Here is a 25334-nt window from a genome sequence, read left to right as displayed (position 1 = left end):
CGACCCGCCCGCCCGGATGACCCGCCCCCCCGACGACCCGCCCCGACCGCGCCCCGCTCCTCGAAGCCGACCGCTCCCTACGCGGGTCCCGCGACCGTCGCGACCGGCTTCGGCAGCGGCAGGCCCGAGCCGTCGCGGCGCGGGTCGGCCTCCGGCAGCTCCACCGGGGAGCCGCTCGCGTCGCAGGCCCGTGCCGGAGTCGCGCCCGCCCAGGCCAGCGCCAGCCCCGCTTCCCCGCGCAGGAACCGCTGGCAGCGCACGCCGCCGGTGGCCCGGCCCTTGCGCGGGTACTGGTCGAACGGGGTCAGCTTCGCCCCGGCCTGCGCCGCGCCGTCCAGCGTCTCCTCGGAGCGGGCCACCGTGAACACCACCGCGTCGGCCGCCGGGTCGACCGCGGTGAACGAGATCACCTTGGCGCCCTCCGCGAGCTTGATGCCCGCCATGCCGCCCGCCGGACGGCCCTGCGGCCGCACCTGGCCCGCCGGGTAGCGCAGCAGTTGCGCGTCGTCGGTGATGAAGACGAGGTCCTCCTCGCCGGTGCGCAGTTCGACCGCGCCGACCACCTGGTCGCCCTCGCGCAGCGAGACGACCTCGAACTCGTCCTTGTTGGCCGGGAAGTCGGGCACCACGCGCTTGACCACGCCCTGCTCGGTGCCGAGCGCGAGGCCCGGCGAGGACTCGTCGAGCGTCGACAGGCCCAGCACGCGTTCGTCGTCGGCGAGCGAGACGAACTCGGTGACGGCCGCGCCGCCCGCGAGGTTCGGCGCCGCGGCGGTGTCGGGCAGCGCGGGCAGGTCGATCACCGTCACCCGCAGCAGCCGTCCCGCCGACGTCACCACGCCCACGTCACCCCGGGTGGTCGCGGGCACCGCCGAGACCACGACGTCGTGCTTCCTGCGCTTGCCGTCCGCGCCGGGGTCCGGCAGTTCCGCGGTGACGGTGCGCGCCAGCAGCCCGGTCGCCGACAGCAGGACCCGGCACGGGTCGTCGGAGACCTCCAGCGGCACGGCGGCGACCGGGGTGCCCGCGGCCTCCAGCAGGACGGTGCGTCGCGGCGTCGCGTACTTCTTGGCCACGTCGGCCAGTTCGCCGGAGACCAGCTTGCGCAGCTCCGCGTCCGATTCCAGGATCCGCGTCAACTCGGCGATCTCCGCGTTCAGCCGGTCGCGCTCGGACTCCAGCTCCAGCCGGTCGAACTTCGTCAGCCGGCGCAGCGGCGTGTCGAGGATGTACTGCGTCTGCGTCTCCGACAGCGAGAAGTGTTCGATCAGGCGCTCCTTGGCCTGCGCGGAGTTCTCGCTGGAGCGGATCAGGCGGATGACCTCGTCGATGTCGACCAGGGCCACGAGCAGGCCCTCGACCAGGTGGAGCCGGTCGCTGCGCTTGGTCCGCCGGAACTCGCTGCGCCGCCGCACCACGTCGAAGCGGTGGTCGACGTAGACCTCCAGCAGCTCCTTCAGCCCCAGCGTGAGCGGCTGGCCGTCCACCAGCGCCACGTTGTTGATGCCGAAGGACTCCTCCATCGGCGTCAGCTTGTACAACTGCTCCAGGACCGCTTCGGGGTTGAAGCCGTTCTTGACCTCGACGACCAGGCGCAGGCCGTGCTGGCGGTCGGTGAGGTCCTTGACGTCCGCGATGCCCTGGAGCTTCTTGGCGCCGACCAGGTCCTTGATCTTGGAGATGACCTTCTCCGGGCCGACCGTGAAGGGCAGTTCGGTGACCACGATGCCCTTGCGGCGGGCGGTCACGTTCTCGATCACCGCGGTGGAGCGGATCTTGAACGAGCCGCGCCCGGTCTCGTAGGCGTCCCGGATGCCGGACAGGCCGACGATCCGGCCGCCGGTGGGCAGGTCGGGGCCGGGGATGTGCCGCATCAGCGCGTCGAGGTCCGCGTTGGGGTACCGGATCAGGTGGCGGGCGGCCGCGATCACCTCGCCGAGGTTGTGCGGCGCCATGTTGGTCGCCATGCCGACCGCGATCCCGGAGGCGCCGTTGACCAGCAGGTTGGGGAACGCGGCGGGCAGCGTGATCGGCTCGCGCTCCTGGCCGTCGTAGTTCGGCGCGAAGTCGACGGTGTCCTCGTCGATGGAGTCGGTCATCAGCATGGCGGCGGGCGCCATCCGCGACTCGGTGTACCGCATCGCCGCCGGCGGGTCGTCGTTGCCCAGCGAGCCGAAGTTGCCGTGGCCGTCGACCATCGGGATGCGCATGGAGAAGCCCTGCGCCATGCGCACCAGCGCGTCGTAGATCGAGGCGTCGCCGTGCGGGTGCAGCTTGCCCATCACCTCGCCGACGACGCGGGCGCACTTGACGTAGCCGCGGTCGGGGCGCAGGCCCATCTCGTTCATCTGGTAGATGATCCGGCGCTGCACCGGCTTGAGGCCGTCACGGGCGTCGGGCAGCGCGCGCGAGTAGATGACCGAGTAGGCGTACTCCAGGTAGGAGCGCTGCATCTCGTCGACGACGTCGATGTCGAGGATGCGCTCCTCGAAGTCGTCGGGAGGCGGGGTCTTCGTGCTGCGGCGGGGCATCGCGCGGCTGCTCCTTGGACGAACGGTACGGACAGGGTGCGGACAGTACGGGCGGTACGGGCGGTACGGACCGTGGGGTGCGGACAGTACGGACAGTACCGGCGGTGCGGGCGGGGCCGGACGGGACGCGGATCGGGCGCCGGGATCCGACCGGCTCCATTGTGGACCGCCGCACCGACAGTGCCGACCTCGACCCGTCGTACCCGTGTCCGCGGGGAGGAACTTCGCAAGGTGGCCCTCCGCTTGCCTAGAGTGGGCCTTCTACCGACTTCGCGACCGGAAGGACAGCTTGCCCATGGGTCACACGGCCACGCCGGAGGCACGATCCGGCGGCCTGACAGCGACAGAGCACCGTCTCGCCAACGGGCTGCGGGTGGTGCTCTCCGAGGATCACCTGACCCCGGTCGCCGCGGTATGCCTCTGGTACGACGTCGGCTCGCGCCACGAGGTGGCGGGCCGCACCGGACTCGCCCACCTCTTCGAGCACTTGATGTTCCAGGGCTCCGCCCAGGTGTCCGGCAACGGCCACTTCGAGCTGGTGCAGGGCGCGGGCGGCTCGCTCAACGGCACCACGAGCTTCGAGCGCACCAACTACTTCGAGACCATGCCCGCCCACCAGCTGGAACTGGCCCTGTGGCTGGAGGCCGACCGGATGGGCAGCCTGCTCACCGCGCTCGACCTGGAGAGCCTGGACAACCAGCGCGACGTCGTCAAGAACGAGCGCCGCCAGCGCTACGACAACGTTCCCTACGGCACCGCGTTCGAGCGGCTGACCGCCATGGCCTACCCCGAGGGCCACCCGTACCACCACACCCCGATCGGCTCGATGGCCGACCTGGACGCGGCCTCGCTGGAGGACGCGCGGGCGTTCTTCCGCACGTACTACGCGCCCAACAACGCGGTGCTGTCGGTCGTCGGCGACATCGACCCGCGGCGGACGCTGGAGTGGGTGGAGCGGTACTTCGGCTCGATCCCCGGGCACGACGGCAAGCCCGCGCCGCGCGACGGCTCGCTGCCCGAGGTGATCGGCGGCGAACTGCGCCAGGTCGTCGAGGAGGACGTGCCCTCGCGCGCGCTGATGGCCGCCTACCGGCTGCCGCAGGACGGCACCCGCGAGGCCGACGCCGCCGACCTGGCGCTGACGGTGCTGGGCGGCGGCGAGTCGTCCCGGCTGCACAACCGCCTGGTCCGGCGCGACCGCACGGCCGTCGGCGCGGGCTTCGGCATGCTGCGGCTGACGGGCGCGCCGTCGATGGGCTGGCTGGACGTCAAGGCGTCCTCCGGCGCCGAGGTGACGGCCATCGAGGCGGCGGTCGACGAGGAGCTGGCCCGCTTCGCCGAACAGGGCCCGACCCCCGCCGAAATGGAGCGCGCCCAGGCGCAGTTGGAACGCGAGTGGCTCGACCGGCTGGCGACTGTCGGCGGCCGGGCGGACGAACTGTGCCGGTTCGCCGTGCTGTTCGGCGACCCGCAGCTGGCGCTCACCGCCGTCCAGCGGGTCCTGAAGGTCACGCCCGAGGAGGTACGGGAGGTGGCCGCGCGGCGGCTGCGTCCCGACAACCGCGCCGTGCTGGTCTACGAGCCGACCGGCGGCGACGCCGCGGGCGAGGAACCGGACGCGCCGGTCGTGGACCCCATCGAGGAAGAGGGCGAGGACGCCTGATGACCGAGACCGCCACCGAGATGACGCTGCACCCGCGTCCGCAGGCCGGGCAGCCCAAGCCCTGGGCCTTCCCCGCCCCCGAGCGCGCCACCCTGGCCAACGGCCTGACCGTGCTGCACTGCCACCGGCCCGGCCAGCAGGTCGTCGCCGTCGAGGTGCTGCTCGACGTGCCGCTGGACGCCGAGCCCGAGGGCCTGGACGGCGTGGCCACCATCATGTCCCGGGCGTTCTCCGAGGGCACCGACACGCTGACCGCCGAGGAGTTCGCCGCCGAGCTGGAGCGCTGCGGCGCCACGCTCGACGCGCACGCCGACCACCCGGGCGTCGAGGTGTCGCTCGAGGTGCCCGCCTCCCGGCTGGGCAAGGCGCTCGGGCTGCTCGCCGACGCGCTGCGCGCCCCCGCGTTCCCCGACGACGAGGTCGAACGGCTGGTCAACAACCGGCTGGACGAGATCCCGCACGAGATGGCCAACCCCGCGCGCCGGGCCGCCGTCACCCTGTCGAAGGAGCTGTTCCCGGCCGACTCGCGCATGTCGCGGCCCCGGCAGGGCACCGAGGAGACCGTCGCCCGCATCGACGCCGCCGCCGTCCGCGCGTTCTACGAGGCCCACGTGCGGCCCTCCACCGGCACCGTCGTCGTGGTCGGCGACCTGACCGGGATCGACCTGGCCGCGGTGCTGGGCGAGACGCTCGGCGCCTGGACCGCCGAGGCGGGCGCGGCCCGGCCGGTGCCGGCGATCGTGGCCGACGACACCGCGCGCGTGGTGATCGTGGACCGCCCGGGCGCGGTGCAGACCCAGCTGCTGATCGGCCGCACCGGGCCCGACCGGCACGACGCGGCCTGGCCCGCGCAGGTGCTCGGCACCTACTGCCTGGGCGGCACGCTCACCTCGCGGCTCGACCGGGTGCTGCGCGAGGAGAAGGGCTACACGTACGGCGTGCGGGCCTTCGCGCAGGTGCTGCGCTCGGCGCCGGACGGCACGGGGGCGTCGCTGCTGGCGATCAGCGGTTCGGTGGCCACCGAGGTCACCGGGCCCGCGCTGGAGGACGCCTGGAAGGTGCTGCGCACCCTCGCCGAGGGCGGGCTCACCGACGAGGAGCGCGACGTCGCGGTGCAGAACCTCGTCGGCGTCGCGCCGCTGAAGTACGAGACGGCCGCCGCGGTCGCGGCGACCTTCGCCGAGCAGGTCGAACAGCACCTGCCCGACGACTTCCAGGCGCGGCTGTACGAGCGGCTGGCGGCGACCGGCACCGTCGAGGCGACGGCCGCGGTGGTCAACGCCTTCGCGCCGGAGCGGCTGGTGGTGGTGCTGGTCGGCGACGCGTCGGCGATCCGCGAGCCGGTCGAGGCGCTGGGCATCGGCCCGGTGAGCGTCGTCAAGGGCTGACCGCCCGGCAGAACAAGGACGAAGGCGGCGCCCCCACGTCCAGGGGGCGCCGCCTTCGCGCTTCTGAAGGGGCCGGTCGGCCGCGTGCCGGTCAGACCGTCTCGGGCAGCTCTTCCAGGCCCTCGGCCACCAGCTTCGCCAGCCGGTCGAGCGCCACGTCGGCCTCGGGGGCGTCGCTGTCCGTGGCGAGCACGATCTCCTCGCCGCCCGTCGCGCCCAGGCTGAGCACGGCCAGCATCGAGGCGGCGTTGACCGGGTTCCCGTCGGCCTTCGCGATCGTCACCGGCACACCGGCGGCGGTCGCGGCGCGGACGAAGATCGACGCGGGGCGGGCGTGCAGGCCCTCGGCCCAGCCGACGTTGACGCGGCGCTCAGCCATGGTGGTGACCCTTCTGGAAGTTCTGCGATGCCTTACGTTGTCTAGACCAGTCATATCACGGTCGCGGAAGCGCTCCGTCCACCCAGCGTAGGTCGGCCGCACGGCACGGGCCGCGTCCCGACCGGCCGGTGGGGGCGGGGGCCGGGAGCGCGGCCTACCCTTGCGCTCATGGAGACCTCCGTGAGCTACCCGGTCCACTGGGAAGCCGACGTGGTGCTGCGCGACGGAGGCATCGCGCACATCCGTCCCATCACCCCCGACGACGCGGGGCGCCTGGTCAGCTTCTACGAACAGGTCTCCGACGAGTCGAAGTACTACCGCTTCTTCGCGCCCTACCCGCGACTGTCCGACCGCGACGTGCACCGCTTCACGCACCACGACTACGTCGACCGGGTGGGGCTCGCGGCCACCGTGGGCGGGGAGTTCATCGCCACCGTCCGCTACGACCGCCTCGACGAGCGGGGCGCGCCTGCCACCGAGGAGGGCGGCCGGGCCGAGGTCGCGTTCCTGGTCCAGGACGCCCACCAGGGCCGGGGCGTCGCCTCCACCCTGCTGGAGCACATCGCGGCCGTCGCCCGCGAACGCGGCATCCGGCACTTCGACGCCGAGGTGCTGCCCGCCAACCGCAAGATGATCAAGGTCTTCACCGACGCCGGGTACACCGCGCACCGCAGCTTCACCGACGGCGTCGTGCGGCTCGAACTCGACCTGGAGCCCACCGAGGCGTCCGTCGCCGTGATGCGTGCCCGCGAACAGCGCGCCGAGGCCCGCTCAGTGCAACGGCTGCTCGCCCCGCGGTCGGTCGCCGTCATCGGTACCGGCCGCGCCGAGGGCGGCGTCGGCCGGACCGTCCTGCGCAACCTGCTGGACGCCGGGTTCACCGGCACCGTGCACGCCGTCAACCCGCACTTCGGCCCGCCGCCCGCCCGCCTGGAGCCCGAAGGGGTGCCCGCCTGCCGTTCGGTCGGCGAGATCGGTGAACCGGTCGACCTCGCCGTGCTGTGCGTCCCCGCCGACCGGGTGCCGGACGCGGTCGCGGACTGCGGCACGCACGGCGTCCAGGGCCTGCTGGTGATCGCCAGCGGCTACGCGGAGTCCGGGCCCGAGGGCCGCGACCGCCAGCGCGCCCTGGTCCGCCAGGCCAGGTCGTACGGGATGCGGGTGTTCGGCCCCAACGCGTTCGGCGTCCTCAACACCGCCGCCGACGTGCGGCTGAACGCCTCGCTGGCACCGGAGACACCCGCCCCGGGACGGCTCGGGCTGTTCACCCAGTCCGGCGCGATCGGCATCGCCCTGCTGTCCGGACTGCACCGCAGGGGCGCGGGCCTGGCCGGGGTCTCCACCTTCGTCTCCGCGGGCAACCGCGCCGACGTCTCCGGCAACGACCTCCTCCAGTACTGGCACGACGACCCGCACACCGACGTCGTGCTGATGTACCTCGAATCGATCGGCAACCCGCGCAAGTTCACCCGGCTCGCCCGCCGCACCGCCGCCGCGAAGCCCGTCGTCGTGGTCAAGGGCGCCCGGCACTCCGGCAGCCTGCCGCCCGGCCACACCGTGCCGATCAGCCGCATCCCGGACGCCACCGTCTCCGCGCTGTTCCGGCAGGCGGGCGTCATCCGGGTCGGCGCGGTCACCGAACTGCTGGACGTCGGGCTGCTGCTGGCCCACCAGCCGCTGCCGGCCGGCGGCCGGGTCGCCATCCTCGGCAACTCCGAGTCGCTCGGCCTGATCGCCTACGACGTCGCCCTCACCGCGGGCCTGCGCCCCGCCCCGCCGCGCGACCTGACCACCGCCGCCTCCCCGGCCGACTTCCACGCCGCCCTCACCGCGGCGCTGGCCGACGACGAGGTCGACGCCGTCCTGGTCACCGCCATCCCCCGGGTCGGCGCGTCGGCCGCCCGCGACCCGGCCGCCGACCCGGACGCCGCCGACGACCCGCAGCTGGCGCGGGCGCTGCTGACCGCCGCCGAGGGCGCCGCCAAGCCGGTCGTCGTGGTCCACCTCACCCTGGACGGCCTCGCCCACCGCCTGGCGGGCGACGCGGACGCGGGCGCCTCCGTGCGGCTGCCCGCCTACCCGGCCGCCGAACGCGCGGTGCAGGCGCTGGCGGAGGCGGTGCGGTACGCGGCCTGGCGCGAGGCGGCCCGGGAGCCGGGACTGCTGCCGGAGTTCGAAGGCGTCGACCCCATCGACCCCGACGCCGCCCGCGAGGACGTGGAACGGCTGCTGGACGCGGGCCACGACGGGGTCGGGCAGGGCGTCACCCTCGACGACGAGGCGGCCCGCGCGCTGCTCGGCCGGTACGGCGTCGAGGTGCTGACCGCGCTGCCCGCCTCCGACGCCGACGCCGCCGTCGACGCCGCGGGACGGCTGGGCTACCCGGTCGCGCTCAAGGCGACCGCCCCGCACCTGCGGCACCGCGCCGATCTCGGCGGCGTCCGCCTCGACCTGGCCTCGGAGGCCGAACTGCGGCGCGCGTACGAGGAGTTGACGCGGCGGCTGGGCCCGGCGCGGGAGGTGCTGCCGGTGGTGCAGGCGATGGCGCCGCGCGGCGTGGACACCGTGGTGCGCGCCGCGGTCGACCCGGGCGCGGGCGCCGTGCTCTCCTTCGGCCTGGCCGGCGCCGCCTCCGAACTGCTGGGCGACGTGGCGCACCGGCTGGTGCCCGCGACCGACAAGGACGCCGCCGAGCTGATCCGTTCGATCAAGGCGGCGCCGCTGCTGTTCGGCTGGCGTGGCTCGGAACCCACCGACACCGACGCCCTGCAGGACCTGCTGCTGCGGGTCTCCCGGCTGGTGGACGACCTGCCCGAGGTCGTCTCGCTCGCCCTGGAACCCGTGGTGGTGGCCCGCGAGGGGGTCACCGTGCTCGGCGCCACCGTCCGGCTGGCGCACCCCCCGGCCCGCAGCGACCTCGGCCCCCGCGCGCTGTCGTCGCTCTGAGCTGTGACGCGCCGGACCGGCAGCGGGCGGTCCGACACTAAGATGGTGCGTATGGCGAAGACCGGTACGACGACCCAGGGGCTGCGCGCGGCCATCGAGCGCAGCGGCTACTACCCGGCCCTCGTGGCGGAGGCCGTGGAGGCCTCGGTCGGCGGGGAAGCGGTGGTGGCGTACCTCGTCAACCAGGAGACCACCTTCGACGCCAACGAGGTCCGGCGGCACGTGACCGTGCTGGTCCTCACCCCGACCCGCTTCCTCGTCAGCCACACCGACGAGCAGGGCGCCGACGACACCTCGCCCACCCCGTACGCCACCACCTCGACCGAGTCGGTGAAGATCGGCCGGATCTCGTCGGTGGTCGTGAGCCGGGTGGTCGCCAACCCGGAGGCGTACACCCCGGGAACGCTGCCCCGCGAGGTCGTGCTGACCATCGGCTGGGGCGCCGTCAGCCGCCTCGACTTGGAGCCCGCCGCCTGCGGCGACCCCAACTGCGAGGCGGACCACGGCTACACCGGCTCCTCCACCGCCGACGACCTGTCGCTGCGGGTCAGCGAGGCGGGCGACGGCCAGGAGGCGGTCCGCCAGACGCTGGCGTTCGCCCAGGCGCTCTCCGAGGCGACCACCAGCGCCCCGGCGCAGCGCTGATGACCCGTCCGTCCGCCCCGGCCGGGCACGGGTACGGCCAGGACCCCGAGCCCCTGGACATCCGCACCGCGCCCGCTCCGCGCTACGGCGCCGCCGCCCTCGCCGACCTGCTGCCCTCGGTCGCCGCCGGTCTCGGCGTGCCGGGCGTGCCGGACACCGCGCTCGCCCTGGAGCCTGCCGACCGGGTCTGCGTCTTCCTGGTGGACGGCATGGGCTGGGAGCTGCTGCGCGCCCACCCCGACGAGGCGCCGTTCCTCACCTCGCTGCTGGCCGGGTCGCTGGGCGGCACCGGGCAGCCGCTCACCGCGGGCTTCCCGTCCACCACCGCCACCTCGCTCGCCTCGGTCGGCACCGGCCTGCCGCCCGGCGCGCACGGCCTGGCCGGGTACACGGTCGCGGTGCCGGGGGAGGGGCGGCTGATGAACCAGCTGCGCTGGCAGCCGTACACCGACCCGTACGCCTGGCAGCCCTACCCGACCGTCTTCCAGCTGGCCGACGCGGCGGGCGTGGCCACCTGCCAGGTCTCCGCGCCCGCCTTCGAGCACACCCCGCTCACCAAGATCGCCCTGTCCGGCGGCACGTTCTTCGGCAGGCTGTCGGGCGAGGAGCGGATGGACCTGGCCGCCGAGCGCCTCGGCGCGGACGACCGCGCGCTGGTCTACACGTACTACAGCGAACTCGACGGCATGGGCCACCGCTACGGAGTGGACTCCGACGCCTGGCGCGGGCAGCTGATGCGGGTGGACCGGTTCGCCGAGCGGCTGGCCGAGCAACTGCCGCCGCGTTCCGCCCTGTACGTCACCGCCGACCACGGCATGATCGACATCGCGCCCGAGGACCGGATCGACTTCGACGACGACTGGGAGCTGGGCGCGGGCGTCGCGCTGCTCGGCGGCGAGGCGAGAGCCCGGCACGTCTACGCGGTGCCCGGCGCCGCGGCCGACGTGCACGCGGTGTGGAGCGAGGTGCTGGGCGACCGGATGTGGGTCGCCACCCGTCAACAGGCGGTGGACGCGGGGTGGTTCGGGCCGCGGGTGGACGAGCGGGTGCTCGGCCGGATCGGCGACGTGGTCGCCGTCGCCCACGACGAGGTCGCGGTGATCGCCTCCCGCAGTGAGCCGGGGGAGTCCGCGATGGTCGGCCTGCACGGTTCGCTCGCCCCGGTCGAGCAGCTGGTCCCGCTGCTGGAAGTCCGCACCTGACGCCAACGGCCGCCGCCCGGCCCGCGCGACCCACGTCAACTCCCCTGTCCAGAAAGGCTCGTGGCTGCCCCATGTCCGAGTTGGTCTACTTCTGCGGAACCATGGACTGCGGCAAGAGCACCCTCGCGCTCCAGATCGAGCACAACCGCTCGGCGCGCGGCCTGCGCGGCATGATCTTCACCCGCGACGACCGGGCGGGCTCGGGCGTGCTGTCCTCCCGGCTCGGCCTGTTCACCAAAGCCGTCGAGGCGGCCGACGGCTTCGACTTCTACGCCCACCTGGTGGCCCACCTGTCCGGCGGCGGCCGGGCCGACTACGTCATCGCCGACGAGGCGCAGTTCTTCACCCCCGACCAGGTCGACCAGCTGGCCCGGGTGGTGGACGACCTGGAGATCGACGTCTTCGCGTTCGGGATCACCACCGACTTCCGCACCCGGCTGTTCCCCGGCTCGCAGCGCCTGGTCGAACTCGCCGACCGCATCGAGGTGTTGCAGGTCGAGGCCTTGTGCTGGTGCGGGGCCCGCGCCACGCACAACGCCCGCACGGTCGGCGGCCGGATGGTCGTCGAGGGCGCCCAGGTGGTCGTCGGGGACGTCAACCAGGCCGAGCACGAGGTGGGTTACGAGGTGCTGTGCCGCCGCCACCACACCCGCCGCATGACCGCCGCCGCGGCCCGCGCCGCCGCGCTCTCCCCGGACGTCCTGCCGGTGGAGTGAACGCGGTGCCGGGGCTGCCGGAGAAGTGAGCGCGGTGTCGGGCCTGCCGGAGAAGTGAACGCCGCGACGGGCCGCGGACCCGAGGGCCGCGCGCGTCAGCGTCTGGTTCTCAGCAGCGCGAAGACCGCGCCCTCCGGGTCGCGGACCACGGCCGTGCGGCCGCGCACCGACTCCTCGGGCCCGCTCAGCACCCGCCCGCCCAGCTCCGCCGCCCGGCGCGCCGCCGCGTCGGGGTCGTCCACCTCGAAGTACGTCATCCAGTGCGCCCCCAGATCGCGCGGCAGCGCCCGGCCGAGACCCCGCACCCCGGCCACCGGCACGCCCTGGAGCCGCAGCGTGAGGTGGTCGACGTCCACGCCGTCCGCCCGCTGCGGCTCGAAGCCGAAGACCGCCGCGTAGAACTTGCCCAGGCCCGTGGTCTCCCGGGTCACCAGCTCGTTCCAGCCCAGCGTGCCCGGCCGGCCGCACACGCCCACCCCGAGATGGGTCAGCGGCTGCCAGACGCCGAACACCGCGCCCTCGGGGTCCATGGCGATCGCCATCCGGCCCGCCTCGTCGTCCGCGTCCAGCGGACCCACGGCCACCGTGCCGCCGCAGTCGCGGACCAGCTCGGCGGTGTGGTCGGCGTCGAGGGTGGACAGGTACGTCGTCCAGGACACCGGCAGCGCGCGGCCCCCCGGGTTCTCGCCGATCCCGGCGACCAGTTCGCCGTCCAGCACGGCACGTACGTACGGCCCGAAGTGCATCGGGCCGTGCTGGAACTCCCAGCCGAACAGGCCGCTGTAGAACTCCTGCGCCACCGGCAGGCTGCGCGTCAGCAGACTGACCCAGCATGGCGCTCCCGGGGAACGCCGGGCCGGAACCTCGGTCATGTCGGTTGTCTCTCCTCGCACGACGGATGGGGCACGACGGATGGAGCGGCGGACGGGCCGAGACGATGGTGGCACCGCCGGGAGCGGGGCGGACCCCGGCCGCGCCGGATTCGCCTCACCAGGGAAGGAGAATGCCCGATTGGGCATGTCCTGTCCGCATCACGGCCGTTGACGGGGGATGACGATCAGCCGGACAGCCGGTTTTCCCGTGCCTGCTCGTACGGCGTGATCCGTAGGGCGCACTGGGGACACAATGAGTGCCATGGATCCCATCATCTCCGTAACGGAGTTCCGCAGCGACGCTTTCCGGACGCTGCGGCCCGCCGTCCTCGACGTGCGCTACCAGCTCGGCGGCCCTCCGGGACGACCGCAGTACGAGGCGGGGCACATCCCCGGCGCGGTCTACGTGGACCTGGACACCGAACTCGCGGGCGAGCCCGGCGCCTCGGGCCGCCACCCGCTGCCCGAACTCGCCGTGTTCGCCGAGGCGATGCGCCGGGCCGGAGTGAGCGACGACCGGCCGGTCGTCGTCTACGACGGCGACAAGGGGTGGGCGGCGGCCCGCGCCTGGTGGATGCTGCGCTGGGCCGGGCACGAGGACGTACGGGTGCTGGACGGCGGACTCGCCGCCTGGGACGGCGAGTCGGAGACCGGCGAACGGACCGCCGAGCCCGGCGACTTCACCCCGCGGCCGGGCGCCGTGCCGCTGCTCGACGCCGACCAGGCCGCCGCGCTCGCCCGGCGCGGGCTCCTGCTGGACGCGCGCGCGGGGGAGCGCTACCGGGGCGAGGTGGAGCCCATCGACCCGGTCGCCGGCCACATCCCCGGCGCGGTCAGCGCGCCCACCTCGGAGAACCTGGCGGCCGACGGTCGCTTCCGGCCCGCCGCCGAACTCACCGAGCGCTTCACGGCGTTGGGCGCCACCCCCGACGCGGAGGTCGGCGTCTACTGCGGCTCCGGCGTCTCGGCGGCCCAGCAGGTGCTGGCCCTGGCGATCGCGGGCGTCCCGGCGGCGCTGTACGCGGGCTCGTGGAGCGAGTGGACCCACGGCGGCACGCGTCCGGTCGCCACCGGCGCGGCGCGGGGCTGACGGCAGGAGGGGCGGGCCCGCACCCGTGCGGACCCGCCCCTCCTGGAACGCCGTCGTCAGCGCCCCTCGCGGAGCGCTGCCGGAGCGCTACTCCTTCTTGCGCCTGCTGCCGAAGACGATCTCGTCCCAACTCGGCACCGTGGCGCGGCGGCCCGGCCGGACGCCGTCCGCCTCGGCCTGCCGGTCCGTGGTGCCGACCAGGCGGTCGCGGTGGCCCGCCACCGAACGCGGCATCAGCACGTCCGCGTAGGCGGAACCGGCACCCGCGCTGGCCGCCGGGGCGGGCGGCGCCGCTTCCTGGGCCTCGGTCTCCTCGTCGTCCTCCGCCACCGCCGGGGTCTCCCGCTCGGGGGCGGGCGCCGACGGCACCACCATGTCGCCGCGGAAGCTCGGCACCGCCTCCAGCAGGCTGGTCAGCGAGTCGCGGTCCTCCTCGGCACGCTCCACGCGCTCGGCGCGCTCATCGGTCCGCTCACCGCGTTCGACCCGCTCCGGGCGGTCCAGCTGGCGGTCCATCGCACGGTCCAGCGGCCGGTCCCTGGGCAGCCTGGCGATCCGCGGCACGAACGGGAAGCTGGGCTCGGGCTGTTCCGGCGCGGTCTCGCCGATCAGCGCGCGGGCCTCGTCGTCCACCGCCTGCACCAGACGGCGCGGCGGGTCGTAGGTCCAGCTCGCCGAGTGCGGCTCGCCCGCGACCCGGTAGACCAGCAGCACCTCCCAGGTGCCGTCGTCGCGCCGCCAGGAGTCCCACTGCGCGCTGTCCTTCTCGGCGCCGCGCAGCAGCAGCCGCTCGGCCACCGCCTCGCCCAGCTGCGGTCCGGTGCTCTCGCCCTGCCGCCGTACCGGCGTCTTGCGGGCCCGCTCGGCCATGAACGCCCGCTCGGCCAGCACCGGTCCCTCGAACCGGCGCACCCGCTCCACCGGGATTCCGGCGAGCTGGGCTACTTCTTCCGCGGAGGCACCCGCTCGTATCCGGGCCTGGATGTCCCTGGGGCGGAGGTGGCTCTCCACCTCGATCTCGATCTGCCCGAGGCGCGCCCTGTCGTTGCGCACGGCGGCACGCAGGCGTTCGTCGATCGGAAGCGTGTACTCCGTGCTGTCCGCAGCCTTGAGCACCAGTCGTGTGCCGTCGTTGCTGACGGCCACGACACGCAGATCGGGCATGGGGACCTCCCGGGTGGTGCCTGCCGACGTCACGTGCGTCGCTGCTCCCGAAGAACGAGTGTGGCCTGCCCGACTGCTGCCTGCCACAACCTTGCCGACTTCCCCGGCGTGTCGGGGACCTTCTCCGACCCGCCGTTATGGCACGGTTACCTGTTTCGCGACTCAAAGTGACGAAAGTCATCACTCCCTGTCACGCATGTTGCCAATTCCGGTCCTGCTGGGCGGCGTTGGGCCGCATGGCACCGTCTCGATCCCTCCGGCAGGTTCCGGGCAGCCGGACGGGAAACCCGATGCCCGGGCTGGCCACAGTACTCCATTCGGACCACTCGGGTGGAGCACCGCGCCGCCCAAGTCGCGGGACGTCAGCGGAGTTGGGCGGCCGGACACGGGCCGTGACCGCCCGCGCGGGTGGCGATGTTCACAGAACGTCCAGAACCGGAACTGACGCGTTCGGTCATCTGTCTTATCTCTGTGCAAGATGGAGAAGTACGCCTACCGGGGGACGGAGATGGATGGCAAGCCCGAAATGGGTACCCAGTCGAGTAAACGGAGTGACGAGGTCAAATCAGACAAGAAGCGTATCGACCTGAGCCTGCCGCAGGTCGCGGGCAGCGGCGCCGCCGCTCTGGTGGCCGCCTACCTCGCCTCCTTCCTGGGGGTCTACGGCACCATCATGGGCGCCGCCGTGGTCAGTGTGCTGGCCACCACCGGCGGCGCGATCTTCCAGCACTTCTTCCACCGCACCGGCGAGCAGCTGCGCGAGTCCACCCTCGCCCGCCCGTACGACCGCGCCCCGCAGCGCGGCGCCGGTCCCGCCCCCGACCCGGCGGCCGCCGCCGTGCCGTCCACCCTGGGCGAGTACGGCGAGGCGACCACGCACGGCACCCGGGTGCGCGGCTGGCGGCGCCCCCTGCTGGCGGCGGGCACGCTGTTCGTGGCCGTCATGGTGCTGGTCACCGGCATCGAGCTGGCCGCGGGAAGCTCGATGGCCAGCTGGTGGGGGAACGGCGGCAAGGGCGGCACCACCTTCAGCCGCGCGGTCGACGGCGGCGGCTCCTCGCACACCACGCCGCGCCACCAGCCGTCCCAGGACTCCACCGGCGGCGGCACGGACGACGGCGGCAGCGGCGGCACGGACGGCGGCGCGTCGCACGGACCGGACGGCTCCGGCGGCGGCCGCGGCGGGTCCTCCTCCGACCCGAGCCCGGACCCGAGTCCGTCCACCGGCGCAAGCACCGGCCCGAGCCCGTCACCCGACCCCTCGGGCAGCCAGGGATCGGGACAGGACCAGGGGCAGGGGCAGGGGCAGAGCAAGGGACAGACCCAGGGCCAGGGCGCGGCCGGTGGTGGAGCCGCGGGCGGCCCGTCCGCGTCCGCGCAGGACTGACGCCGGGCCGCCCCCCCCGGGACCCCGGATCAGTCGCCCAGGATCCGGCGCAGGTAGTCGTTGCCGAACACCCGCGCCGGGTCCAGCCGGTCGCGCAGCGCGGTGAACTCGCCGAAGCGCGGGTAGACCCCGGCCAGGTACGCCGCGTCGCGGGTGTGCAGCTTGCCCCAGTGCGGCCGCCCCTGGTGGGCGGTCATGATCCGCTCGACCGCGGTGAAGTACTCCTGGTAGCGCGAGCCGCGGTACATGTGCACCGCGATGTACGCCGAGTCGCGGCCGGAGGCGGTGGACAGCGTGAGGTCGTCCGCGGGCGCCACGCGCACCTCCACGGGGAAGCTGATGCGCAGGTCCGACCGCTCGACCATCGCCTTGAGCTCGCGCAGCGCGGGGACCGCCGCCTCGCGCGGCACCGCGTACTCCATCTCCACGAAGCGCACCCGGCGCGGGCTGGTGAAGACCTTGTAGGCGGTGTCGGTGTAGGTGCGGGCGGACAGCGCGCGGCTGGAGACCCGGGCGATGCCGGGGATGGCCGCGGGGACCGCCTTGCCGAGCGCGCAGACCGCCTGGAAGACCCCGTTGGACAGCAGCTCGTCGTCGAGCCAGCCGCGCAGCGCGGGCAGCGGGGCCGCCGGGCCTGCGCTGCGGTTGTTGCGCTTGGTGTTGCAGTTGCCGGTGTGCGGGAACCAGTAGAACTCGAAGTGCTCGTTGTCCGCGACGAGTCGGCCGAACTCCTCGGTGACGCGTGCGAACGGCATCGGCTCCTCCCGCGCGGTCAGCAGGAACGCGGGCTCGACGGCGAGGGTGAGCGAGGCGACCACGCCGAGCGCGCCGATGCCGAGCCGGGCGGCGGCGAAGACGTCCGCGTTCTCGTGCGCGGAGCAGGTGAGCACCGAGCCGTCGGCGGTGACGAGTTCGAGCGCGGTGATCTGGGCGCTGAGCGAACCGGAGTCACGGCCGGTGCCGTGGGTGCCGGTGCTGGTCGCGCCCGCCACCGTCTGCTCCATGATGTCGCCCATGTTGGTGAGCGACAGGCCCGCCGCGTGCAGCGCCCGGTTCAGCCGGTGCAGCGGCAGGCCCGCCTCGACGGTGACGGTGCCCGCGTCCGCGTCGATCCCGCGTATCGCGGTCAGCCGCTCGGGACGTATCAGCACCCCCTCGGTCGCGGCGGCGGCCGTGAAGGAGTGGCCGGTGCCCACCGCCTTGGCGGTCAGCCCGTCCTCGGCGGCCCGGCGCACCGCGTCGGCCAGTTCGTCCACCGACGCGGGCGTGACCACCCGCCGGGGCGTGGCGGCCACGTTGCCCGCCCAGTTACGCCACGTAGTCGTCCCGCCGGTCGTGCTCGTCGCGCTCATCTGCCTGCGGTCCCTCCCGCTCAGGCGCCGGACGCAGCCGGCGGTACCCGAGGAACGCCACCACCGCGGCCGCAGCCCCGGCGGCGCCCGGTACCACGTACCCCGCGGCCGCCCCGGCCGCGTCCACGACCGACCCGGCGGCGGAGGACCCGAGGGCGACGCCGACCGCGAGCCCGGTGCTCGTCCAGGTCATGCCCTCGGTCAGCTTCGCGCGCGGCACCAGCTGCTCGACCAGCGCCATGGTGGTGACCATCGTGGGAGCCACGGACAGCCCCGCGACGAACAGCGCCACGGCCAGGACGGGCAGGTTCCCGACCAGTTGGAGGGGGATCATACTCACGGCCATCGCGCACACCCCCACCACGAAGCGCCGCGGTGCGCTGCCGCGCAGCCGGACCAGCCCGAAGACCATCCCGGCGGCGCACGAGCCCAGCGCGTAGACCGCCAGCACCACGCTGGCCGCCGCCTTGTGGCCGCGTTCCTGCGCGAACGCCACTGTCACCACGTCGACCCCGCCGAAGATGGCGCCGGTGCAGGTGAACGTGGTGACCAGCACCCGCAGGCCCGCCGAGCGCAGCACCGAGCCGCCGGTGTGGTGCTCAAGGGAATGGGGCACCGGTTCGGTGGCCCGCTGGGCGGTGAGCCAGAAGACGCCGACGGCCAGGCACAGGGCCGCCAGCAGCGGCCCGGCCTCGGGGAACCACGCGGTGCTCAGGCCTATGGAGACGATCGGGCCGACGATGAAGCAGACCTCGTCCATCACCGACTCGTAGGAGTACGCGGCGTGCAGCGCGGGGGAGCCCTGGTAGAGGACGGCCCAACGCGCGCGCACCATCGAGCCCATGCTCGGCGTCGCACCGGCCAGCACCGCGCAGCCGAACAGCGTCCAGTCCGGCGCCCCGAGCCGCACGCACACCAGCAGCGCGGCCACCGCGGCCACGGTGAGCGCGGCGGCCGGGCGCAGCACCCGCCGCTGCCCGTACCGGTCGACCAGCCGGGAGACCTGCGGCCCGATCGCCGCGGCCGCGAGCGCCAGGGTCGCGGTCAGGCCGCCCGCCAGCTCGTAGCGGCCGGTGACCTGGGAGATCATCGTGACGATCCCGATGCCCAGCATCGACAGCGGCATCCGCCCGATCAGTCCGGCCGTCGAGAACCCCCGGGTGCCGGGGACGGCGAAGATCGCGCGGTACGGGGCGAGCACGGGGCGCTCCAGGTTTCAGGGCAGGGGTGAGCTGCTCAGGCGGTGGGGTGATGGCGACGAACCGACGCCGTAAGGCGTGTACGTGCTGGATACACCTTACGGTCGTCGGGCGGCAAGCGATTTGCGCGCGGGCGGCGCCCGTTCACGCCACGGACGCGCACGGGCCCCGACGACGGAGGTGCCACGCAGGCGCGCGGGCCTTCGCCGCGGGGGCCGCGGGCGGGCCGGTGCGGCGCGCGGCGGAGGGCGGCGCGAGGGGCCGGGCGCCAGGTGGCAGGATCGGTGGCATGCCCGATGCGCTCGATGCCCCCGTGGACGCCACCCCGTACGACGCCCTGCTGCTGCTCTCCTTCGGCGGCCCCGAGGGCCCGGACGACGTCGTCCCCTTCCTGGAGAACGTCACCGCCGGACGCGGCATCCCGCGGGAGCGGCTCAAGGAGGTCGGCCGGCACTACTTCCTGTTCGGCGGCGTCAGCCCGATCAACGCGCAGAACCGCGAGCTGCTGGACGCGCTGCGCGAGGATTTCGCCAAGCACGGGCTCGACCTGCCGGTCTACTGGGGCAACCGCAACTGGGCGCCCTACCTGACCGACACCCTGCGCGCCGTCGCGCGCGACGGCCACCGCCGGGTGCTCACCCTGGCCACCAGCGCGTACGCCTCCTACTCGGGCTGCCGCCAGTACCGCGAGAACCTCGCCGACGCGCTGGCCGCGCTGGCCGACGAGGGCCTGCCGGTGCCCCGAGTCGACAAGCTGCGGCACTACTTCAACCACCCCGGCTTCGTGCTGCCGATGGTCGACACGGTGCTGGCCGCGCTCGCCGAGCTGCCCGCCGACGTGCGCGACGGTGCCCACATCGCGTTCACCACGCACTCCATCCCGACCTCCGCCGCCGACACCTCCGGGCCGGTCGAGGGCCACGGCGACGGCGGCGCCTACGTCGCGGAGCACCTGGACGTGGCCGCCGTGATCGCGGAGGCGGTGCGCGAGGCGACCGGCGTGGACCACCCGTGGAAGCTCGTCTACCAGTCCCGCAGCGGCGCCCCGCACATCCCGTGGCTGGAGCCGGACATCTGCGACCACCTGGAGGCCGAACACGCCGCCGGGACGCCCGCGGTGGTGATGGCGCCCATCGGCTTCGTCTCCGACCACATGGAGGTCAAGTACGACCTCGACACCGAGGCCGCCGCCAAGGCCGCGGAGCTGGGCCTGCCGGTCGCCCGCGCGGGCACGGTCGGCGCCGACCCGCGGTTCGCCGCCGCGGTGCGCGAGCTGGTCGCCGAGCGCGCCGCCGCCGAACGCGGCGAGCCGGTCGCCCGGTGCGCGCTCGGCGCGCTGGGCCCCAGCCACGACGTGTGCCCGGTCGGCTGCTGCCCGGCCCGCACGCCCCGCCCGGCCGCCGCGGGCCGGGACTGACCTCGGCCCGCCCGATGCCGTACGACACCGACCCAGGAGAGACGCCGTGACCGACACCGACGCACTGGACCGCCGGCTGCTCGACGTCGCGCTGGAGGCCGCCCGCCGCGCCGGCGCCCTGCTGCGCGACGGCCGCCCCGAGGACCTCACGGTGGCCGCCACCAAGACCAGCCCGATCGACGTGGTGACCGAGATGGACCTCGCCGCCGAGAAGCTGATCACCGGCTACCTGGCCGAGGTGCGCCCCGACGACGGCCTGCTCGGCGAGGAGGGCGCCAGCCGGGAGGGCACCTCGGGCGTGCGCTGGGTGATCGACCCGCTGGACGGCACCGTCAACTACCTCTACGGCCTGCCGTCCTGGTCGGTGAGCATCGCCGCGGAACGCGACGGCGTGGCGGTGGCCGGTGTCGTCGAGGCGCCGATGCGCGGGGAGACGTACCACGCGGTGCGCGGCGGGGGCGCGTTCGTCAACGATCGCGCCGCGCGGTGCCGTCCCGCGCCCCAGGACTTCTCGCAGGCACTGATCGGCACCGGCTTCGGCTACCTCACCGAGCGGCGCGCGGCGCAGGCCGAGGTGGCCCGGCAGCTGCTGCCGCAGGTGCGCGACATCCGGCGGGCGGGCTCGGCCGCGATCGACCTGTGCGACGTGGGCTGCGGACGGCTGGACGGCTACTACGAGCGCGGGCTCAACCCCTGGGACCGGGCGGCCGGCGTGCTCTTCGCCCGTGAGGCGGGCGCGCTGGCCGGTGGACGGCCCGGGAGCCCGGCCGGGGACGACCTGACCGTCGCCGGCTCCCCGGGCCTGTTCGAGCCCCTCCAGGCCCTCCTGGAGGACCTCGGTGCCTGGCACGACTGAACGGTCCGAACGGTCCCGCGCACGCAGCACGGCGCCCCGGTCACCTAGTGGTGACCGGGGCGCCGTGCTGCGTGCGTCGTGCGCTGTCCTGTCGTGCGCTGCCGCGTTCGCGAACCGGCGTCGAGCCGGGGCCGCCCGGAAACGCGAAAGGGCGCGTACGCGCCCCTCAGGCAACCGCGTCAGGCGACGCGGGGAGCGACCTCGACGCCGTGCTCCGCGGCGAGGCGGCGCAGGTCGTCCAGCTCGGACTGCTCGACCTCGGCGAGGAAGTCGTCGCCCGTCTCCCGGGCACGGCTGAGGTCCGACTCAGCGTTCCGTATGCGCTGCATGATTCCGGTTGTGAACGCGTCCATGAGGCGCCCCCTCGTCGTCGTCGGGTGCACAAGGTGGTGTCGATGATCTGCGGGTCCTGGGCGATCACGGCGAACGCGTGTGGAGCACGCGGCAGATGAGGCGCGATCGCGGGGTTGCAGTCGTCTTCCCCCACCCCATGGACGCGGAAACCTCGGGACACCGAAAAATCTCACGGGACGGATTCCCCCGGCCGTCGTTCCTCGCGTACGGGACAAGGGCTTACCGGTGTTTTATGGGCATCCGAGGCAGGATGGAGACCTACCTGCCTGCATTTTTCGTGGAAGGACCACCTACGTGCGCGTACTCGTCGTCGAGGACGAGCAGCTGCTCGCCGATGCCGTGGCCACCGGCCTGCGCCGGGAGGCCATGGCCGTCGATGTCGTCTACGACGGCGGCGCCGCCCTGGAGCGGATCGGGGTCAACGACTACGACGTCGTCGTCCTCGACCGCGACCTGCCCGTGGTGCACGGCGACGAGGTCTGCCGCAAGCTCGTCGGCCTCGCTCTGCCGACCCGCGTGCTGATGTTGACCGCCGCGGGCGACGTCAGCGACCGCGTCGAGGGCCTGGAGCTGGGCGCGGACGACTACCTGCCCAAGCCCTTCGCCTTCAGCGAGCTGACCGCCCGGGTGCGCGCCCTGGGCCGTCGCACCAGCACGCCGCTGCCCCCGGTGCTGGAGCGGGCCGGTATCCGGCTCGACCCGAACCGCCGCGAGGTCTTCCGCGACGGCCGGGAGATCCACCTCGCGCCCAAGGAGTTCGCGGTGCTGGAGGTGCTGCTGCGCAGCGAGGGGTCGGTGGTCTCCGCCGAGCAGCTGCTGGAGAAGGCCTGGGACGAGAACACCGACCCGTTCACCAACGTCGTGCGGGTCACCGTCATGACGCTGCGGCGCAAGCTCGGCGAGCCCGCGGTCATCGTGACCGTGCCCGGCTCGGGTTACCGGATCTGATCGCGGATGACCGTCTCCCACTCCTCCGGCCACGCGCCGGCCGCCCCGCCCAAGCCGACCTGGGACCCGCGCGCCCCCGAGCCGACGGTGCCCTGGCTGCGGCCGACGATCCGCATCCGGCTGACCGTGCTGTACGGCGGCATGTTCCTGATCGCGGGCGTCGTGCTGCTGCTGATCATCTACCTGCTGGCCGCCGAGGCCATGCACCAGGGCACCCAGCTGCCGTTCCGGCTGGAGGCAGGCCAGATCACCGCGACCAGCGACGCCTGCCCCAACCTGCCGGTCCAGGGCAGCGCCGACGCGTTCACCAACGCGCTCAACTCCTGCATGCAGCAGGAGCGCGAACTCGCCCTCAACGGACTGCTGCGCCGCTCGCTGCTGGCGCTGCTCGGCCTGACCGTGGTCGCGTTCGCCTTCGGCTACGTGATGGCCGGGCGGGTGCTCGCTCCGCTGGGGCGCATCACCCGCACCGCCCGCGCGGTCGCCGGCTCCGACCTGTCCCGCCGCATCGAGCTGGACGGGCCCGACGACGAGCTGAAGGAGCTGGCCGACACCTTCGACGACATGCTCGACCGGCTCGACCGGTCGTTCGAGTCGCAGCGCCGGTTCGTCGCCAACGCCTCGCACGAGCTGCGCACCCCGCTGGCGATCAACCGCACCCTGCTGGAGGTCCAGCTCGCCGACCCCGAGGCCTCGCCCGACCTCCAGCAGCTCGGCAAGACGCTGCTCGCGACCAACCTGCGCAGCGAGCAGCTGGTGGAGGGCCTGCTGCTGCTGGCCCGCAGCGACAACGAGGTGATCGAGCGCAAGCCGGTCGACCTGGCCGAGGCGGCCGCCCAGGCGGTCGACCAGACGCGGTCCGAGGCGCAGGCCAAGGGCGTCGAGCTGCGCCACGACCGGCTCGGCGAGGCGGTCGTGCAGGGCAGTGGCGTGCTGCTGGAGCGGATCGCGCTCAACCTCGTGCAGAACGCGGTGCGCTACAACGTCCCCGACGGCTGGGTGGAGGTCTCCACCGGCACCGGTGACGGCCAGGCGCTGCTGACGGTGTCCAACACCGGACCGGTGGTGCCCGCGTACGAGCTGGACAACATCTTCGAACCGTTCCGCAGGCTGCGCACCGAGCGCACCAACAGCGACAAGGGCGTGGGCCTGGGCCTGTCCATCGTGCGGTCGGTCGCCCGGGCGCACGGCGGCCAGATCACCGCCGAGCCGCGCGAGGGCGGCGGCCTCGTCATGCGGGTCGCCATCCCGCTGTGAGACGCCTCACGACCCGGGCCGCTTCACCGTCGCGAAGCGTGCGGAGGGCACTCGGAGAAACGTTCGCTTCGAGCGAAAAGGAAGGATGTGTCCCCGGATTTCCCGTGCTGTGACCGATCGCACATGCGATTTGGGTCATGGGTACGCTCGGTGATCGCGACCCTTGCGGAAAAAGCCGAAAAATCCATGTTTCCGCAGGTCATGATCACGGGAAGTACAGGGGACGGCACTACTGAAGCGTGCCATCGGGGCCCGCGAGAGCCCCGGTGGACGGCCGACACCATCACCTCTTCGGGGGTGCGGTTGGGTGTCGATTGAGTAACAGGCCTTGATGTGAGGCAAAATCTCCGCCTCGGGTCGGGCACAAGACCGGCCCCTCGCGCGTTACGTGCGCTGGAGACACCGCAGACACCCAGAGGGGGAGAGGCAATGGCAACGGATTACGACACGCCACGCAAGACCGATGACGACATCAACGAAGACAGCATCGAGGAACTGAAGGCCCGGCGGAACGAGAAGTCCACCTCCTCGGTGGACGTCGACGAGTTCGAGCAGGCCGAGGGCCTGGAGCTGCCGGGCGCCGACCTCTCCAACGAGGAGCTGTCGGTACGGGTGCTGCCCCGCCAGGCCGACGAGTTCACCTGCATGAGCTGCTTCCTGGTGCACCACCGCAGCCAGCTGGCCGCGGAGAAGAACGGTCAGCCCATCTGCCGCGACTGCGCGGCCTGACTGTCTCGCCGTGGGCTGCTGTGGCGGATCCAGAGGTACGTGACGACGGGCGAGGCTCCACGGAGCAGCAACGGTGGGCCTCGCTCGCGCGCAGGATCAAGGGCGGCGCCGGAAGGGTGGCCGGCGGCGCTCTGGGCGGTCTGCTGGCCGTCAGCGAGCGTCTGATCGACCTGGCGCCGCGTATCCCGGTCCGCGACCTGGAGACGCTGCGCCGCCACTTCCCCGGCCTCGACCCGGAGGAACTGGCGGACAAGCTGGTGTCGGGCGCGACGGCGGGCACCGCCGCCGTCGGCGCGGGCGTCGGCGCCGCCGCGATGCTGCCGGTCCCCCCGGCCATGACGGCGGAGCTGGCCGCCGAGACGCTCGCCGTGGCCGCCGTGGAGTACAAACTCATCGCCGAGCTGCACGAGGTCTACGGGGTCCGCGCCCCGGGCACCGCGAGAGCGCGGGCGGTGGCCTACCTCGGCGCCTGGACCCAGGAACGCGGGATCGAGGTGACCCGCCCGTCCAGCGTCGACGCCGCACTGAGCGGCCAGATGAAACGACGCCTCAGACAGCGGCTGCTGCGCCGCACCGTGCGCAGCCTGCCGACCCTCACCCCGTTCATGATCGGCGCCGGCGTCGGCGCCGCCCTCAACCGGCGCGACACCAGACGGCTGGCCCGCCGGGTCCGCGAGGACCTGCGCACCCGCCGCGTCCCCTGGGACGCGCTGCCGCCCTCCGCCTGACCGCCCGAGGCCCTGTCGGCCCCGCGCACGGGCGCTAGGCCGCCTTGACCGCCGCGCGGCCCAGCGCCGCCGCCAGCCGCTCGGGGGAGCGGGTCGACAGGTACAGGTACGGGGTCGGGTCCTGCGGATCGACGACCTCGACCTTCAGCGCGGTCGGCACGTACGAGCGCAGCAGCATGAACGCCCGGGTGTCCGCCTTGTAGGTGCGCCAGGCCTGCGCCTCGGACTTGTCCAGCACGACCGCCTCGCCCAGCGCCGTCAGCGGGATCTTCGCGTCGCCCGCGACCAGCGAGCCCTGCACGACCCGGATGCGCTCGGAGCCGTACGAGCTGAGCACCACGCCGAAGACGGCGACCGAGCCCGCCAGCGTGCCCAGGATCGGCAGCGTGCCGAACGGCAGGGCCACCAGCGCGCACCCGAAGCCCGACAGCACGGCCATCGCCCACCAGTAGCCGGGCACGGTGAGGCGTTCGTCGTAAGGCTGCGAGGAAACCATGGCTCCAAGCTTGGC

22 protein-coding genes are annotated in these 25334 nt (G+C 73.7%); 14 read left to right on the top strand and 8 right to left on the bottom strand.

Annotated elements, in window-relative coordinates; genetic code table 11:
- Window positions 1-77: 77 nt before the first annotated feature.
- Window positions 78-2531: a DNA gyrase/topoisomerase IV subunit A gene (locus tag K7472_RS20160; protein WP_222979897.1), complete on the bottom strand. Its 2454-nt coding sequence runs from the start codon at window positions 2529-2531 to the stop codon at window positions 78-80.
- Between the two features lie 295 nt (window positions 2532-2826).
- Between K7472_RS20160 and K7472_RS20155 the strand changes: the two genes are divergently transcribed.
- Both K7472_RS20155 and K7472_RS20150 read left to right on the top strand, forming a co-directional pair.
- Window positions 2827-4194: a M16 family metallopeptidase gene (locus K7472_RS20155; RefSeq protein WP_222979896.1), complete on the top strand. Its 1368-nt coding sequence runs from the start codon at window positions 2827-2829 to the stop codon at window positions 4192-4194.
- The gene (locus K7472_RS20150) at window positions 4194-5582 is read left to right on the top strand and encodes a M16 family metallopeptidase (protein WP_222979895.1); all 1389 of its coding nucleotides are present in this window, start codon (window positions 4194-4196) and stop codon (window positions 5580-5582) included. Before K7472_RS20155 ends, K7472_RS20150 begins: the two co-directional genes overlap by 1 nt.
- Window positions 5583-5673: 91 nt before the next feature.
- On the opposite strand, the gene K7472_RS20145 is transcribed toward K7472_RS20150, so the two are convergent.
- Entirely contained in the window at window positions 5674-5961 is a 288-nt protein-coding gene (locus K7472_RS20145; RefSeq protein WP_222979894.1) for an HPr family phosphocarrier protein, read from the bottom strand.
- A 168-nt stretch (window positions 5962-6129) separates the two neighbouring features.
- On the opposite strand from K7472_RS20145, the gene K7472_RS20140 reads away from it, so the two are divergent.
- The 4 genes from K7472_RS20140 to K7472_RS20125 all read left to right on the top strand — a co-directional run bounded on the left by K7472_RS20140 (window position 6130) and on the right by K7472_RS20125 (window position 11470).
- Window positions 6130-8907 carry a bifunctional acetate--CoA ligase family protein/GNAT family N-acetyltransferase gene (locus tag K7472_RS20140; protein WP_222979893.1) on the top strand — a complete coding sequence of 926 codons (2778 nt, stop codon included), beginning with the start codon at window positions 6130-6132 and terminating at the stop codon, window positions 8905-8907.
- 51 nt (window positions 8908-8958) lie between these two features.
- On the top strand, window positions 8959-9552 hold the full coding sequence (locus K7472_RS20135; RefSeq protein WP_109446778.1) for a DUF5998 family protein: 594 nt from the start codon (window positions 8959-8961) through the stop codon (window positions 9550-9552).
- Complete coding sequence (locus K7472_RS20130) at window positions 9552-10754, top strand: alkaline phosphatase family protein (RefSeq protein ID WP_222979892.1); 1203 nt, start codon at window positions 9552-9554, stop codon at window positions 10752-10754. Before K7472_RS20135 ends, K7472_RS20130 begins: the two co-directional genes overlap by 1 nt.
- A 71-nt stretch (window positions 10755-10825) precedes the next feature.
- Window positions 10826-11470 (top strand): thymidine kinase, encoded by a 645-nt coding sequence (locus tag K7472_RS20125; RefSeq protein WP_222979891.1) that lies wholly within the window; start codon window positions 10826-10828, stop codon window positions 11468-11470.
- A 95-nt stretch (window positions 11471-11565) separates the two neighbouring features.
- Here K7472_RS20125 and K7472_RS20120 read toward each other — a convergent pair whose 3' ends face one another.
- Window positions 11566-12342 carry a VOC family protein gene (locus tag K7472_RS20120; protein WP_222979890.1) on the bottom strand — a complete coding sequence of 259 codons (777 nt, stop codon included), beginning with the start codon at window positions 12340-12342 and terminating at the stop codon, window positions 11566-11568.
- 262 nt (window positions 12343-12604) lie between these two features.
- Between K7472_RS20120 and K7472_RS20115 the strand changes: the two genes are divergently transcribed.
- On the top strand, window positions 12605-13432 hold the full coding sequence (locus K7472_RS20115; RefSeq protein ID WP_222979889.1) for a sulfurtransferase: 828 nt from the start codon (window positions 12605-12607) through the stop codon (window positions 13430-13432).
- An 87-nt stretch (window positions 13433-13519) separates the two neighbouring features.
- On the opposite strand, the gene sepH is transcribed toward K7472_RS20115, so the two are convergent.
- Window positions 13520-14629 carry a septation protein SepH gene (gene sepH, locus K7472_RS20110; protein ID WP_222979888.1) on the bottom strand — a complete coding sequence of 370 codons (1110 nt, stop codon included), beginning with the start codon at window positions 14627-14629 and terminating at the stop codon, window positions 13520-13522.
- A 445-nt stretch (window positions 14630-15074) separates the two neighbouring features.
- Between sepH and K7472_RS20105 the strand changes: the two genes are divergently transcribed.
- Window positions 15075-15983 (top strand): hypothetical protein, encoded by a 909-nt coding sequence (locus K7472_RS20105; RefSeq protein ID WP_222979887.1) that lies wholly within the window; start codon window positions 15075-15077, stop codon window positions 15981-15983.
- Window positions 15984-16012: 29 nt separating this feature from the next.
- On the opposite strand, the gene K7472_RS20100 is transcribed toward K7472_RS20105, so the two are convergent.
- Both K7472_RS20100 and K7472_RS20095 read right to left on the bottom strand, forming a co-directional pair.
- Window positions 16013-17335: a D-arabinono-1,4-lactone oxidase gene (locus tag K7472_RS20100; RefSeq protein ID WP_222979886.1), complete on the bottom strand. Its 1323-nt coding sequence runs from the start codon at window positions 17333-17335 to the stop codon at window positions 16013-16015.
- Window positions 17292-18536, bottom strand: a complete 1245-nt coding sequence (locus K7472_RS20095) for an MFS transporter (protein ID WP_222979885.1) — start codon at window positions 18534-18536, stop codon at window positions 17292-17294. The genes K7472_RS20100 and K7472_RS20095 overlap by 44 nt, the downstream gene beginning before the upstream one ends.
- A 287-nt stretch (window positions 18537-18823) precedes the next feature.
- Here K7472_RS20095 and K7472_RS20090 point away from each other — a divergent pair, with 287 nt between their 5' ends.
- Window positions 18824-19951, top strand: coding sequence for a ferrochelatase (locus tag K7472_RS20090; protein ID WP_222979884.1), 1128 nt, complete (start codon window positions 18824-18826; stop codon window positions 19949-19951).
- A 46-nt stretch (window positions 19952-19997) separates the two neighbouring features.
- Window positions 19998-20807, top strand: a complete 810-nt coding sequence (locus K7472_RS20085) for an inositol monophosphatase family protein (protein WP_222979883.1) — start codon at window positions 19998-20000, stop codon at window positions 20805-20807.
- Window positions 20808-20986: 179 nt separating this feature from the next.
- Here the strand turns inward: K7472_RS20085 and K7472_RS20080 are convergent, their stop codons facing one another.
- Window positions 20987-21136 (bottom strand): hypothetical protein, encoded by a 150-nt coding sequence (locus K7472_RS20080; protein ID WP_199239244.1) that lies wholly within the window; start codon window positions 21134-21136, stop codon window positions 20987-20989.
- 319 nt (window positions 21137-21455) lie between these two features.
- Between K7472_RS20080 and K7472_RS20075 the strand changes: the two genes are divergently transcribed.
- The 4 genes from K7472_RS20075 (at window position 21456) to K7472_RS20060 (ending at window position 24823) form a co-directional block, all read left to right on the top strand.
- The gene (locus K7472_RS20075) at window positions 21456-22109 is read left to right on the top strand and encodes a response regulator transcription factor (RefSeq protein WP_222979882.1); all 654 of its coding nucleotides are present in this window, start codon (window positions 21456-21458) and stop codon (window positions 22107-22109) included.
- 6 nt (window positions 22110-22115) lie between these two features.
- Entirely contained in the window at window positions 22116-23366 is a 1251-nt protein-coding gene (locus tag K7472_RS20070) for a sensor histidine kinase (RefSeq protein WP_222979881.1), read from the top strand.
- Between the two features lie 429 nt (window positions 23367-23795).
- Complete coding sequence (locus K7472_RS20065) at window positions 23796-24095, top strand: DUF4193 domain-containing protein (protein WP_109446800.1); 300 nt, start codon at window positions 23796-23798, stop codon at window positions 24093-24095.
- On the top strand, window positions 24017-24823 hold the full coding sequence (locus tag K7472_RS20060) for a hypothetical protein (RefSeq protein WP_252395937.1): 807 nt from the start codon (window positions 24017-24019) through the stop codon (window positions 24821-24823). Before K7472_RS20065 ends, K7472_RS20060 begins: the two co-directional genes overlap by 79 nt.
- Window positions 24824-24857: 34 nt before the next feature.
- Here K7472_RS20060 and K7472_RS20055 read toward each other — a convergent pair whose 3' ends face one another.
- Complete coding sequence (locus K7472_RS20055; RefSeq protein ID WP_222979879.1) at window positions 24858-25319, bottom strand: DUF3093 domain-containing protein; 462 nt, start codon at window positions 25317-25319, stop codon at window positions 24858-24860.
- Window positions 25320-25334: the final 15 nt, after the last annotated feature.

The organism is Streptantibioticus parmotrematis (genome assembly GCF_019890615.1).
In the GTDB taxonomy this organism is placed as follows: Bacteria; Actinomycetota; Actinomycetes; order Streptomycetales; family Streptomycetaceae; genus Streptantibioticus_D; species Streptantibioticus_D parmotrematis.
This window is presented reverse-complemented; position numbering and strand designations above follow the sequence as displayed.